Raw genomic sequence first — 14607 nt, forward strand, 5'->3', positions numbered from 1 at the left:
GTAAAAAGCTCTCGGTAAGGAGGGGCACAATGGCAAATGTGAATCCATCTATGCGTCTAAAAGTGAAGCGGGACACGTTTTTTTTACCCAATTCAGATGGCAGTGTGTTTTTCCGCAATAATGTCGGGACGTTTCAAATGGAAGGAGAAATGATTGATCAATGGGTCGAGCAATTGCTGCCCATGTTTAATGGTGAGCACACGCTACAAGAGCTAACAGAGGATTTGCCAACAGAGTACCAGAACCAGATTAAGAAAATTGCGGAGAGCCTCTTTCAAAACGGATTCGTCCATGATGTAAGCAAAGATCGAACACATCAATTGGCACCTCACATCGTGGATACGTATCTATCGCAAATGGAATTTTTGGACCAGTTCGGCGGTTCTGGAGGATACCGGTTTCAAACGTATCGCCAAGAAAAAGCTTTAGCTGTGGGGTCAGGACCGTTTTTCCTGGCATTGGTTTCAGCATTACTGGAATCAGGAATACCTCGCTTTCACTATTGGATTACGGATGATGAACACACGAACCGTAAGCGACTGGAAGACCTAATCGCCTTTACACGGCAAAAGGACCCTGAGGTGGAGCTGACAGAGCTATCTTTGACCAAGTGCACGAGAGAGGACTGGAAGGAAGCCATAACCGAGTTCTCGGCTGTTTTGTACGTATCTGATTATGGCGACAGGGAAGAACTGTTGGCACTTCATTCACTCTGCCTGGAAACTGGTAAAGTGTTTGTTCCAGCCATTTTTGCGTATCAAAAAGGGATTGCGGGGCCACTGATCCATTCGTCGTCAGAGGCAAGCTTTGAATCTGCTTGGCGTCGCTTGCATCGTAGCTCGTTGTGTGAAGACCCCCAGATACACACTTTTTCTTTTACGGCAGCTGCCATTCTCGCCAATGTCGTTGTATTTGAATGGTTCAAGCACGTAACAGATGTCTCAGCTTCTGAAGCGCAGAACAAACTGTATTTGCTCAATCTGGAGACGTTGGAGGGCGGCTGGCATACCTTCTTACCTCATCCGATGATTGACGATCAGGTGAGACTCGAATGGGTAGAGGCAAGTGAGCTACTCGAGCAAAGCTTGAATGCGCAAAAAGAAACGGACGGATTGTTTTCCCATTTTCAAACGTGGACCTCAACTGATGTAGGGATATTCCATATATGGGACGAGGGGGACTTAAAGCAATTACCTCTTGCACAGTGCCAGGTGCAGTCGGTTGATCCGTTGTCAGAGGGTCCAGCAGAACTTTTGCCTGCTATTGTTTGTGCTGGTTTTACCCATGATGACGCGCGAAGAGAAGCCGGGTTGCTCGGAGCGGAGATGTATGTATCCCGGATCGTTGATACGCTTATGCAAAAGAAAGCGTTTGATTCCAATCACGTCCATGCTAGTCGGATCGGGAATGACGAAACGATCGGAATTGGGGCGGGAGAGTCTGTTGCAGAGGGACTCTGCAGGGCATTATTCCACTATTTGTCGCAGGTATTCGCTGATCAGCAAACAACAAAAGTTCCCAAAGCTACACGCGTGAAGGTAACAGCAGTGGAAGACGAGCAGTGCCAATTTTATATGCGGTCGTTACTGACGATAGGTGAAAAGCCGCATATCGGAAAAGGGGAGGACGTATGTGGTTTCCCTGTCTTTTGGGTAGGGACGAGTGAAGGCTGGTATGGCAGTGTTGGTCTATATGAGACACAGGCTTTACGCAGAGCCTTACTGCATGCCTTGATGAAATCGCAAAATCAAGCATCGTTTCAAACAATGCACACCATAATAGCCACATCTGTTGAATTGCGTGAGAGCGATAGGCAAATAACGATTCCTGTATTCGAAGCCGAAACTGAAACAACCGTATGGGATCTGGCCCAAGAAGTATTGAAGCAAAATCACCAAAGAGTTTTGGTGCTTTCGGCAGCAGTTGAGCCCTTTTTGCAAGAAGACCTCGCAGGTGTATTCGCTCTGTTTTTGCGGGAGGAGGAGGGGAATTGAGCGCTGACATACTTGTTATGGGAGATGGCATTTTGGCAGAGACAGTATCTGAGGGGTTACTCGATAAGTATCGGCTCGTGCGCCAACCGAATTGGACGATAGAGATCCCGCAAGCCGACTTCGTTCTTGTGCTCAATGATGCCTGGCATCCGTCTCTCCATCTCCAAGCGGAAAAAAGATTTCAACAAAGCCAAGTACCTTGGTTGCGCGGCTTCGTTTCTTTTGGAGAGGCCATCGTGGGGCCATTGGTTCGTCCAGGTGTTCCAGGTTGTTCCCAGTGCGCGGATATCAGGCGTCTGATGGCGGGACGCAATCGCAAAGAAATGTGGGAAATGCAGGTACGACTAAGTGAAGAAGAAGGTGTGCAACGAGACGCTTGGGTATCGAGGACGGGTCTGCTGCATGTCGCGCAGTACGTGATAGCAGAGGTACATCGGGTTCTGGAGGGAAGGCAAGCCTCTTTTTCCGAGCATATACAGGTGATTGATTTAAAGACGCTGACCAGCACACGCCACTTGTTCTTACCCGATCCGTTGTGCTCGGTATGCAGTCCTGTGCCTGATGACACAGCGGAGCGAGCACGAATTACATTAAAGCCGAGGGTGAAACCGGATCCTCGCAGTTATCGTACGAAGACGATGGACGATTTAAAAAAGAGCTTGAAATCGGATTACTTAGATGCGCGAACGGGCTTTTTAAACGGCAAGATGAGAGATCTCGTCTCTGTTTTTGCTGATGTTAGCGTCAACTTGCCTTTGTTCCCGCATGATGAAGCGACGGCTGGGCGGACGAATTCCTATGCAGACAGCGAACTGACAGCCATCTTGGAGGGGCTGGAGCGGTATTGTGGCATGACACCTCGGGGCAAGAGGACGACGGTTCACGATTGCTACGCCAATCTGGCAGAACACGCGCTTGATCCGACCTTGGTGGGAACGCATACAAAGGAGCAGTATGTGCAGCCCGGATATCCGTTTCGCGAGTTTGAACCTACACGACCTATGAACTGGGTATGGGGCCATTCCTTTTTACAAGAGAGACCGATCCTCGTTCCTGAATTGCTGGCCTATTACAGCTTGGGCTTCGGGGAAGGATTCGTGTTTGAAACCTCCAACGGCTGTGCGTTAGGCGGTAGTTTGGAGGAGGCCATTTTTTACGGCATCATGGAGGTCGTAGAACGCGATGCTTTCTTGCTGACTTGGTACGCACAATTGCCCCTGCCGCGATTGGACCCGAATTCAGCTGACGATCCAGAATTGCAACTGATGATTGATCGACTCCAGATAGTAACTGACTATGATTTATTTTTCTACAATGCCACGATGGAGAACGGTATCCCGAGTGTGTGGACGATCGCCAAAAACCGCAAGCAAAAAGGTCTTCACATCGTATGTGCGGGCGGAGCGCATCTCGATCCGATACGAGCGGTCAAAGGCTCGATCCATGAGACTGCTGCTATGCTGTTTTCGTTAAATGACAAGTTCGAGGCGAATCGAGAAAAATACAAGCGCATGTTTCATGATCCCTCGCTCGTGAAAAAAATGGATGATCATGCTATGCTATACAGCTTGCCTGAAGCTGAGGAACGTCTCGCATTTTTACTCGATGAGTCACGGCCGATACGGTCATTTGCTGAAGAATTCGCTTGGAAAAACCGGCACAGTGACCTCACAGATGACTTGCGGGATGTTCTCCAGGTATTTCGGGAACTGAATCTGGACGTAATCGTTGTCGATCAGACGACACCTGAGGTCAGCCGTAATGGGCTTTCCTGTGTTCGTGTACTTATACCGGGGATGCTGCCAATGACTTTTGGACACCATCTCACCCGATTAAACGGTTTGGAAAGAGTATTACAGGTACCCGTCACCCTTGGGTATGCCAAGGAACCACTTCGATTTGGTCAGTTGAATCCACATCCTCATCCATTTCCATAAATCTCAGGCGGGAGGGAGCAGGATGAGCCTGGAAGCGTTTATCCACCACCTTCATTTTGACACCGATAAGGTCAGACCCCCCGATCTGGATGTGGATTGGGAGGACGCTCCACTACCTTACAAGCTGTACCGCGGTTTACCTGTCTATCCGTTACCTTCTGACATACCATTGACGTTGAGAAATTACAAAGTACAAAGCAATCAACATGAACCATCCCTGTCACAGGTGGGAGCGATGCTTTGGTATACATTTGGCGTCACGCAGGTAAGTCAGACTGTAATACCTGTCTCTTCAGAAGATGATGAGATGCTTCCACTTCAGTCCAATCGGCGGTTTCTCCCTTCCGGCGGAGCGTTGTATCCGAGCGAATTGTATCTCTATCTAAAGCTTTCGACCCTGACTCAAGGAATTTACCACTATGATGTCGCGCACCATCGGTTGGTATTGCTGCGTGAGGGTAACTTCGATGATTATCTCACTCGTGCTCTAGGAGATGACTGTCATGTAACTGCCTGCTTCGGAGCTGCTTTTGTAACTACTTATTTTTGGAAAAATTTCTATAAATATCACTACTTTTCATATCGTTTGCAGGGGCTGGATGCGGGCGTCTTGCTTGGACAATGGCTGGGAGCGACAGCATGCTTGGGGATTTCCGCAAGTATCAAATTCCAGTATGTGGATCGAGCGATTAACCATCTTATCGGAATAGCCGAACAAGAGGAGAACACTTATGCGGTCATTCCGCTTTCGCTGCAACCCGGATCCGCATGGGGTTCTAAAGAAGAACAGTCGTTGGAACAGCGACAGAGCCACATGACAGCTGAGCAATTGACATCTGAGATCCCAAAAATTTCACCTTCCCACTTTGTCCGGTCGAAACGGGTGAAGGATTATCCGCTGCTCCAAAGGATGAATGAAGCTTCTATGATTGAAAGCACCCGTTCGTTTATTCACAGCGCTATCGACACAAAAGCGAAGCGATGGCAAGAACCAGGAACGTGCTCAGGGATCGCGCTGCCTGTTGAAGAAAACTCAGACAGTGATTTTGCAGAGTATTGTCGCAAGCGCTTTTCGCCTGACACGGATTTTGTCATGAAAAAGGTTAGCCTTACTCAGGTTTCGCGATTGTTGTATGAGGGCATTGGAGCATTTTTCTTTCGTCATGATTTAGGGACGAGAAGGGACGAGATAAAACTTGATTTGTATGTATGCCTGAACCATGTCGACGGCATACCAGATGGCGCATACCGTTATGAACCGATAAATCACGAACTCCTCCCAATACAATACGGTGATCATCGCCTCAGATTGCAGGCGGGGATGACCTTGGAAAATGTGAATTTGCACCAGGTGCCGCTTTGTTTTCATGTGGTGGGCACACGCGATCACTTGGCTCATAAATGGGGCCATCGGGGCTATCGTATTCAACAGATGGGAGCAGGCATGTTCGTGCAGCGACTGCTGATGACCGCTTTCACATGTGGAATGGGGGGACATCCGCTGCTTGGATATGATGTACGCCATTGTGACGAGATTTATCAGATAGAAAAAGAGGGAAAAACATGCCTGATTCAAATACCTGTAGGGCATTATCGTCCGCGTACCAGATTGCAAGGTGGTCTGCATGGATAACAGGATCCATAGCAGACCAGATTTACTTCACAGATCTTGTCACATTCCTGGCGCCTACTGAACTAGTGGACAAGAGCGGCATTCTTGATCTCGTCAAAGAACAGTGTCAAGGCATATAAAGGTAACAGGGGAAGACCCGAGAAATCGCACCTCGGGTCTTTTTTGTTCCGATTTGGTTTCGCGTATACTCAAACGCCTAGTATTTCTTTGATTCCCACGATCAAACGCTCAGCTTCTTCCTCCGTATTATAGGGAGCAAGTCCCGCGCGAATCCACCCCCCGCTCGTGTTGATCCCCAGCTTCTCGGCCAAGGTAGAAGCGTAAAAGTCGCCAGAGGCGATAAAGATGCTATGCTCCTCACAGAGCCGTACACATATATCCTCAGGTTCATAACCAGCTATTCGAAATGCGATTGTCGGTGTTTTGGGTACGTTCGGATCTGCTTGATAGAGCGTGACGCCCTCGATTTTACCAAGCTCGTTTCGCAATTTTTCCGCTAGCCGATGTTCATAGTCTTCAATGACCGCATAACCGGAACGTAACTTTTCATGTAACGTGTCACCAGTGCCACATCCGGCAATGAATGCAATTGCTGGTCGAATGCCCGCAATCCCTTCATGGTTTTGCGTCCCTGTTTCCAGTTTGTCGGGGATAAAGGTAGGGGCAGGAGCCAGTTTGTACACTTCGAGAGCTTCAAAAAGCTTTTTGCGAATGACAGCAATTCCGACGTGCGGACCAAAAAATTTATAGGAGGAGCAGAGTAAAAGATCGGCGCCGATTTCATTCCGGTCAATCGCAAAATGGGGCGTGGCATGGACAGCATCTACTGCTACTAGAATGCTTTTTTCCTGTGCTTTTTGCGAAATGAAGGAGAGGTCATTGATTGTCCCGACGGCGTTGGAGGAAAGTCCAACCGCTATCAGCTTTGTTTTGGAAGTGAGGAGAGAATCCAGCTCGTCTACCTGCAAGGTAAGTGTACTCGGATTGACTTTTAGCCAACGAACGGTCATGCCTCGATCTGCTGCAACTGCCAACCACGAGTCAACATTGGCACGATGATCCAGCTCAGACACGACGATTTCGTCACCCTCTTGCCAATGACGGCTGAGTGCACGGGCAATGGCAAACGTAAGTGTCGTCATGTTCGCACCAAATGCGACTTCATCGGGTTCCACCTGGAAGAGCTCTGCTACAGCGTGTTTCGCATCTGCAATCATGGCTTCGGTTTCACGGCTGGAAGGAAAAGGCCCGTGTAAATTGGCTCCGCCGTTTGCCATGTAGGCGTAGATCGCATCCATCGAGGATTTGACCACTTGTGAACCGCCGGGCCCATCCAGATAAACCACAGGCTTACCTTTATACATCCGTTTCAGTGCAGGGAATTGTTCGCGAACAGCCTCGATGGGAAAGTGCTCGGTCATCTTGGTCATCACGCCACGTCTCCTTTATATATCAATTCGAGAAGCAGTCTTCCTGCTCTTATTATTATCGAATGATTCAGAATTATCAACGCCCAAGCGAGTGGGGAATAGTGTTTTTCCTGACATCAAGTGTTGGGTGTGAACCGTTAGTAAAAATGGATAGAGATTCAGAGAATATCTGAAGACCCTATCCATTCTTATTACACAGATCCCGTAAATCGTAATTGATGTCGCTTGCGTGAGTTGTCTTGGTACTTTTTTATACGGTGAACGGCAGCGCGGTCTTATTCAAACAGAGACCGACATACCTCATTATTTCCTAAATCATACCTGTTGTTTTTCTGTGTTCGGTTTTGGAGATTTTTGTGCATTTTTGCCTAGGACAATTCTATCCAGTGGCAGCACCCTGCTGAGAAGGTTGTGGATATGCTTCGATTCCTTTGTTAACACCGGGCCCAGAATAGCCAGAATCAACACGTACAGTGCCGTGAAAGGCTGCAGAATTTCTAAAAGACCGCCAGCTTTGCCTAAATTCGCAATCAGGATGGAGAATTCTCCCCGGGCAGTAATGGTCAGACCAATGTTAGAAGAAGCACGTGGAGAGAGGCCAGCACTGCGACCAGCCAACAGACCAGCCGTATAGTTGCCAATTAAAGTAATGGCAACAGCTCCAAGCGAGAGCCAGACCGCACCGCCTAATGCTAAGGGGTCAATCGATAAGCCGAAGCTGAAGAAGAACATAGCGCCGAAAAAATCACGGAAAGGAAGAATCATTTGTTCGATTCGTTTCATATGAACCGTTTCCGCAAGAACTAAACCGACGAGCAGGGCACCGATGGCTTCAGCTACGTGGATGGTTTCCGAGAAGCCCGCAACCAAGAACAGTCCGGCAAAGACAGTGAGCATGAACAACTCATTTGATTTGATATTAAGTCCGCGGTTCAAGAGCGGAACGAGTTTGCGTCCGATAATGATAAACAGCAGCATATAGCCGAGTGCGATGAGCGCGGAAGTAGCAACTCCGATTACAGAAGTAGCGCCACTTAACACGAGGCCAGACATGATGGAAAGATAGACGGCGAGGAACAGGTCGTCGAACATGATCATTCCGAGGATCATTTCGGTTTCCGGATTTGCTGTACGCTTGAGGTCCACGAGTACTTTTGCAACGATAGCGGTGGAGGAAATGGTGGTAATTCCCCCGATAATCAAAATTTCTTTAAAAGGAACACCTGCGAAATATCCAAAGAGAAGTCCCATCGTAAAGTTGATGGCGATGTAAATGGAACCGCCAATCGCAATGGAACGACCGGCTTTAATCAAGCGACCTACAGAAAACTCCAGACCTACGTAGAAGAGGAGGAACAAGACACCCATTCTTCCCATGAAATTGATGAGCGGTTCACTCTCGATAAAGCGAAAATCGATTAAACCGAGTGAAGCTGCATGCGGCCCCACGGCCATACCGATGAGGATGTAAAACGGAACAATGGAAAATTTGAGTTTGGTGGAGATAAAGCCTGCTAGTGCAATTAGACCAATGGCTAGACCAACTTCGAATACAATGTGCTCCAAATCAAGCCCCCCCTTTAATGAGCGTCGCTTTTAACGCTTTCACCTGCTTTCTTTCTCCTGCAACCACAAGTGTTACCCCGGCAGCAATCACGCTGTCTGGCCCAGGACTTACCTTTTGCTTCTGGTCTTTTTCAATAATGGCAATTACGGTTGCCCCTGTTTTTTGACGAATATCCAGTTCCCCGATCGTCTTACCGATGCAAACGGATCCTGGTTCTATCTTGTACCATTCAATGACTAATTCATCCAAAGCCATTTCAATTGTTTCCAGAGCTTTTGGCATATAAGTCATCCCGCCGACAATGCCAGCCATTTGCCGTGCTTCTTCATCATCCAGTGTGATCATGGAGATACTTTCATCCCAATCATCTTTATCAAAATGATAGATCTCCCGTCGACCGTCATCATGGATAACGATGATCAGCTTATCTCCTGCTCTGGTTTCAATCTGATACTTTCGTCCAATTCCCGGCAAGTCAGATTCCCTGATGTTGAACATGTAAACGCCTCCTAACTTCATCTCACCATTTTTTGTGTATGAACAAACGAAAACAAATAAGTATTCGTTTATATATAATTTTACACATAACTGTGTCAAAAAGTCTACCTGCTGAAACGAATCCGAAAATACTTTGACACATAATTTAATAAAATTGACTTAATTTCCTTTGTTCTGCGCATTTGATAGCAAATTTCATTCTCTTTACGTTGTGCTGTGGATCGTTGATCTCTATACTTGAGAGATAAGCATTGAATGATAACTGTGAGGGATAGCATGCAAAATTGGATAACCGATTTTATTGAACAATACAGTTATTTGGGTATCTTTTTGATGATGGCCCTAGAAAATATTTTTCCCCCTATCCCATCAGAGGTCATCCTGACATTTGGCGGGTTCATGACGACGCAGTCGGCACTTACCATTCCCGGTGTAATCATTTCGGCAACGGCGGGATCAATCGTAGGGGCGATCTTACTTTATGGCATTGGGTATTATGTAGACATACACAAAATAGAAAAGATAGTTGATCGTTGGGGACATCTTTTACGAATCAAAAAAACAGATATCCATAAAGCGAATGTATGGTTCGATAAATACGGCTATTGGACAATCCTGATTTGCCGAATGATTCCATTGGTGAGAAGCCTGATTTCGCTCCCGGCAGGGATGACCAAAATGAACCTGTGGCTGTTTTTGTTGTTTTCCACGATCGGGACGTTTATCTGGAATATTGCGCTTGTCTGGATTGGGGCCATACTGGGGCAATCCTGGCATGATATTTTATACTTTATGGATGTTTACTCTACGATTTCCTACGCTGTTATCGGGCTTGGCGTCATTATCTCTTTGTCCGTTTTTTTTGCCAAACGCAAATCCAGCTCCTAATACCGCAAAGGTAACGATGACGCTATCCACCTCTTTCAACGCGGAAGGGGTGTTTTTTTGCGTAGAGAAAATAAGTAAAAATATTATAAAAAGGAGTAATTTTCTTGCAAATAACAAAAGACACTTTCCGTTATCTTGTAAGGGGAGGGATGTCTCGCTCGTAAAATGGAACACCTTTACTTCTTTATGTGGGAGGCGATGTGAGGTTGATCGACTTATTGCTAGCAAATGGGGTTGTTGTAACAATGGACAAGGAGCGACGCGTACTTCCGGATGGTGCGGTAGCCATTGACAAAGGAAGAATCGTGGAGGTGGGGCCGACTGCTGCGCTTCAAAGGACGTATGAGGCAAAAAGGGTCATTGACTGCAATCACCACTGCATTCTTCCAGGATTCATCGACGCTCATGGACATGGAGGTCACTCGCTGTTCAAGACGATCGCCACCGAGAATATTAACGACTGGATGCCAATTATTACAAATACTTACAAGCATTACGTTACGGATGAGTTCTGGTACTACGAAGGAAAGCTGTCCGCTCTCGAGAGGCTGAAGGCTGGGGTTACGACGGGCGTAAGTGTGATAGGCTCTATGCCACGCTCAGACGATCCGATCTTTGCACTGAATCACGCAAAGGCGTACAACGAAGTCGGCGTGCGGGAAATTGTTTGCACTGGTCCGTGCAATCCCCCATGGCCGCATCCCTTCAGTCGATGGATCGACGGTAAAAAAGTTACACGAGAAGTCACCTACGAAGAAGTCCTTGCTGGAGCCGAGGCCGTCATCGAAGCCCTACACCATGCCAATGGCGATAAGACTAGAGCCTATATAACACCATTTGTCATCGTGACTTCCGTCAACCCTTCCGCGCCCACTCCAGTCGATCAGTTATTTGGCTTAACTGAGTTTGATCGTTATCAAGCGAGAAAAATTCGCGAAATGGCGAAGAAATACAAGACCCGGATTCACTCAGACGCTTTCGGAGGCATGGTTCATTTGGCTTTCCAAGATAAAGAGTACGCCTTGCTCGGACCGGATGTCCATTTGCAGCACTGTCGGGGGATCTCTTTTGATGAAGCCAAGATTTTAGCTGAGACAGGGACAAATGTAAGTGCTTCACCAGGATTTGGGCAAATCAACGCACGTACCCCCGTTACAGAGCTGCTAGAAATGGGAGCTACTGTTGCTATTACGACGGATGGGACTTCTCCGATGACTCCTTTTGACATGTTCCAGGCGATGCGCAGAATGCAGCTATTACAGCAAGCAGCTCTGCGCGATTATTTCTACCTGCCCCCAGGCAAGCTCTTGGAGATGGTGACGATTGATGCCGCGCGTTGCGTGGGCTGGGATGATGAGCTTGGCTCGCTGGAGAATGGCAAAAAGGCGGATATCATTACGGTAAACATGGAGCAGCCTCATCTAAATCCGGAAAACATGTATGTCCATCGTCTGGTTTATCAGGCTGTCGGCGGCGATGTAAACCACGTTATTGTAGATGGGCAACTGGTCATGGATGAGCGGCAGGTCCTCACAGTGGATGAAAAGCAGATTTTAAAGGAAGCGAATGAAGAAGCGAAGCGAACGATTGAACGAGCAGGTCTTGAAATTTATATGCAGCCAAGTAAATATTTTTGGGGTCATGCCCGCGCTTATTTAGACGAAAGACGCTACGTTCCGACCCAATCGTAAATACGCTCATCCATTCCGTCTGGCAAAGGAGGATTATTGATGAAGAGACACCGTTTGTGGGGTACCGTATTGGCTATTGCATTGATGATGACTTCAATATCAACCGGCTCTTGCTACGGAATGGAAGCAGTTAGACGATGTTACTTTGGGAATTCAAGCTGCGTCAGGGCGTGACCTTTCACGACGGAGAGCCATTTACTGCGCAGGCTGTAAAAGCAACGTTTGACAGGCTCCTCGATAAGGAAACGGCATCGCCACGAGCGACTGTATTCTCAATGGTTCAGGAAACAAAAGTAGTTGACGACGCCACGGTTCACATCATTCTCAAATATCCTTTTGCTGCGCTACTCTCGATACTGGATAGCAGTGAAGGCAGCATAATAAGTCCCAAAGCGATAAAAGCGCTGGGGAAGGACATAGCGAAAAAAGCAGTGGGGACAGGGCCATAGGAGATGCTGACTACAACCAATTCAATGTATTCCACACTAGTGCCATAGGGGAGATCGGCAATTATTCATTTTACGGCAATCCAAAGACTGACAAGCTCATCGAAGAGGGACGGCGTGAAAGGGACCAGGAAAAACGAAAGGAAATATACGCAAAAGCGCAAGCGATTGAGCTAGAAGAGGTCGTACTCATTCCGATTCGGACGATCAGTCCCCTCGCCATCACGAGCAAAAATTCGGAAGGTCTGTGGATGAATCCCGTCGGATTTTTCATTTTTAATGAAGTGACGGTAAAATAATGATCTGAATCGAAGCAGAATAACGAAAAGCATCTCGACCATCAATGAAGTGAGGCGGGATGCTTTTCAATGATGACGAGCATCCCTAGCAGAGAAGGTACAAAAAGCAGTGCTACTGTTCAGACAGTTTTGTGAATTTGTGTATGGAAGAGACAGGAACTTCTGCATCCCATAAGGAATAGTAAAAGTGGTGACAAAAGAAGAGATCGTACGGACAAAATCTGATCGATTGCTCACTTTGTTTAACTACCATTCACATACCTAATAAGGGGAGGTCAACACGAGATATGCACTCACAAGAGAACAAGGGAGAGTCCAAGTCCACATTGGAAAAAGACATTCATACGGACTTTCAAAAGGAGATGACCTACGGCGATTACCTGCAATTGGACAAGGTTTTGTCCAGTCAGATCAGGCAATCGACGCATCACGACGAAATGCTGTTTATCATCATTCACCAGGTCAGCGAGCTTTGGATGAAGCAGATCCTGCATGAGCTCACTGCGGCTATGGAGTGTATTCGCAATCAGGATTTGGAGCCTGCTTTCAAAATGTTCTCGCGTGTATCGCGAATCCAACAACAGCTCATTAAATCATGGGATGTCCTTTCTACTCTGACACCAGCTGATTACATGCAGTTTAGAGACAAGCTAGGTCATTCTTCTGGATTCCAATCGTATCAGAACAGATTGATCGAATTTACACTCGGTTTCAAAAACAGTCATGTTCTCGCGGTTTACCAGCACCAACCAGAGCTGCATGCCCAAATGAATAATGCATTACAGGCGCCGAGCATTTATGATGCTGCCATTATGGCGATGGCAGCGCGCGGTTTGCCGATTGACCCAGAATGCTTGGATCGCGACTGGTCACAGCCATATCAGCCGAATGAGAGTGTCGAGCAGGCGTGGTTAACCGTATACCGTAACGTCAATCAATACTGGGATTTATACGAGCTGGCAGAAAAGCTGGTGGATATCGCAAGTCAGCAGCAGCAGTGGCGTTTTAACCACATGACGACTGTGGAGCGTATCATCGGACAAAAACAGGGGACGGGTGGTTCATCAGGGGTAATGTATTTGCGCAGAGCCTTGGATCACCGCTTTTTCCCGGAGCTATGGAGCTTGCGCACACAGTTGTAATGATGGAAGGAAAAAAGGAAGACCAGTCCAAACATTTTCGTTCATGTTTGGACTGGTCTCTTTGTGTTGCCAAGTTATGGAGGCTTATTTCGCTACTTGCACGCGAATGCTGATCCCGGACGGGTCATTAAAAAAGAGAGTCTCTTCCTCCTGGGAAACAGGATGCTGGGCCTCTTGCAATCGAGTGTATACAGCATGGAGCTGGGGTTCATTGGGTACCACAATCGTAAAATAATCCAGACCTGTCGAACGAGGAGGTGGCATCTTCGCACCGATGCCCGCCCACGTATTCAGCCCAATATGATGATGATAACCTCCTGCCGAGACAAACAAGGCGCTGTCTGACATATGTGCTGTCTGTTCAAAGCCCAATACACCTGTGTAGAATTCCTTTGTTTTCGCAAGATCGCTGACATGCAGGTGAATATGACCAATTGTGGTCCCGATCGGTAACCCTTTCCACACTTCATCTTTTGCTTCTTCCAGGAGTCCGTCCCAGTCGATTGGGTCGAGTGTCATGATGTACTCCCCGTTTTCGTCTCTCTTCCAAGTGTCGCGAGGACGATCTGCGTAAATTTCAATTCCATTATGATCCGGGTCACTGATATAGAGTGCTTCACTCACCAGATGATCGGAATGACCGATGTGTATTCCACTTGCGATCAGTTGTCGCAGTGAAAGTCCCAAGCTCTTTCGATTCGGCAGCAAGATAGCAAAATGGTAAAGGCCTGCCACCGTTCTCCGCTCTGGAATCATGGCATCTGTAACTTCTTCTAGTAAGACGAGAGGATGAATACCATCTACAGTCAGCTCAGCCGTACTGTTTTCCTCGCGCAGTACCTGAAATCCGATGACTTCGCGATAAAAACGCAGTGATCGAGCTAGCGAACTCACTTTCAATGTAACCTGTCCAATCTTGGTTTCATCATGGATATGGGGTGTCATTTCGATCAGCTCTTTTCTGGATCAATTTTCATGGGAAAAGATGATGTTGATGTAAGCGTAAAGGGAAGATAGATCGTTTGCAAGTAGTACTCAATCCTCATAATTTCACATATTTTACCTAATATTGGGTACAATTG

General features: G+C 47.3%; 10 protein-coding genes and 1 pseudogene. 7 read left to right on the forward strand and 4 right to left on the reverse strand.

The window, feature by feature from the left end; all coding sequences use genetic code 11:
- Positions 1 to 29: 29 nt before the first annotated feature.
- Genes ACIFQN_RS11085 through ACIFQN_RS11095 form a run of 3 tightly spaced genes read left to right on the forward strand, consistent with a single transcriptional unit; the run spans position 30 to position 5564 of the window.
- Positions 30 to 1994 (forward strand): putative thiazole-containing bacteriocin maturation protein, encoded by a 1965-nt coding sequence (locus ACIFQN_RS11085; RefSeq protein WP_429833079.1) that lies wholly within the window; start codon positions 30 to 32, stop codon positions 1992 to 1994.
- Positions 1991 to 3931 (forward strand): TOMM precursor leader peptide-binding protein, encoded by a 1941-nt coding sequence (locus ACIFQN_RS11090; protein WP_429833080.1) that lies wholly within the window; start codon positions 1991 to 1993, stop codon positions 3929 to 3931. The genes ACIFQN_RS11085 and ACIFQN_RS11090 overlap by 4 nt, the downstream gene beginning before the upstream one ends.
- 22 nt (positions 3932 to 3953) lie before the next feature.
- Positions 3954 to 5564, forward strand: a complete 1611-nt coding sequence (locus ACIFQN_RS11095; RefSeq protein WP_429833081.1) for a SagB family peptide dehydrogenase — start codon at positions 3954 to 3956, stop codon at positions 5562 to 5564.
- A 188-nt stretch (positions 5565 to 5752) separates the two neighbouring features.
- Here ACIFQN_RS11095 and ACIFQN_RS11100 read toward each other — a convergent pair whose 3' ends face one another.
- The 3 genes from ACIFQN_RS11100 to ACIFQN_RS11110 all read right to left on the reverse strand — a co-directional run bounded on the left by ACIFQN_RS11100 (position 5753) and on the right by ACIFQN_RS11110 (position 9059).
- On the reverse strand, positions 5753 to 6994 hold the full coding sequence (locus tag ACIFQN_RS11100; protein ID WP_429833082.1) for a cysteine desulfurase-like protein: 1242 nt from the start codon (positions 6992 to 6994) through the stop codon (positions 5753 to 5755).
- Between the two features lie 315 nt (positions 6995 to 7309).
- Complete coding sequence (locus ACIFQN_RS11105) at positions 7310 to 8560, reverse strand: cation:proton antiporter (RefSeq protein WP_429833083.1); 1251 nt, start codon at positions 8558 to 8560, stop codon at positions 7310 to 7312.
- A 1-nt stretch (position 8561) separates the two neighbouring features.
- Positions 8562 to 9059: a cation:proton antiporter regulatory subunit gene (locus ACIFQN_RS11110; protein ID WP_213022855.1), complete on the reverse strand. Its 498-nt coding sequence runs from the start codon at positions 9057 to 9059 to the stop codon at positions 8562 to 8564.
- 276 nt (positions 9060 to 9335) lie between these two features.
- Here ACIFQN_RS11110 and ACIFQN_RS11115 point away from each other — a divergent pair, with 276 nt between their 5' ends.
- The 4 genes and pseudogenes from ACIFQN_RS11115 to kynA all read left to right on the forward strand — a co-directional run bounded on the left by ACIFQN_RS11115 (position 9336) and on the right by kynA (position 13525).
- Entirely contained in the window at positions 9336 to 9947 is a 612-nt protein-coding gene (locus tag ACIFQN_RS11115) for a DedA family protein (RefSeq protein WP_429833084.1), read from the forward strand.
- Between the two features lie 206 nt (positions 9948 to 10153).
- Positions 10154 to 11638, forward strand: a complete 1485-nt coding sequence (locus ACIFQN_RS11120; protein ID WP_429833085.1) for an amidohydrolase family protein — start codon at positions 10154 to 10156, stop codon at positions 11636 to 11638.
- A gap of 94 nt (positions 11639 to 11732) precedes the next feature.
- Positions 11733 to 12084: pseudogene (locus ACIFQN_RS11125) on the forward strand (ABC transporter substrate-binding protein); the annotation flags it as partial.
- A 586-nt stretch (positions 12085 to 12670) separates the two neighbouring features.
- Complete coding sequence (kynA, locus tag ACIFQN_RS11130) at positions 12671 to 13525, forward strand: tryptophan 2,3-dioxygenase (protein ID WP_429833086.1); 855 nt, start codon at positions 12671 to 12673, stop codon at positions 13523 to 13525.
- An 84-nt stretch (positions 13526 to 13609) separates the two neighbouring features.
- Here the strand turns inward: kynA and ACIFQN_RS11135 are convergent, their stop codons facing one another.
- A complete protein-coding gene (locus tag ACIFQN_RS11135; protein WP_429833087.1) occupies positions 13610 to 14470 on the reverse strand; it encodes a VOC family protein in 861 nt (286 codons plus the stop codon).
- Positions 14471 to 14607 lie beyond the last annotated feature (137 nt).

It is taken from the genome of Brevibacillus sp. NRS-1366 (assembly GCF_050467985.1).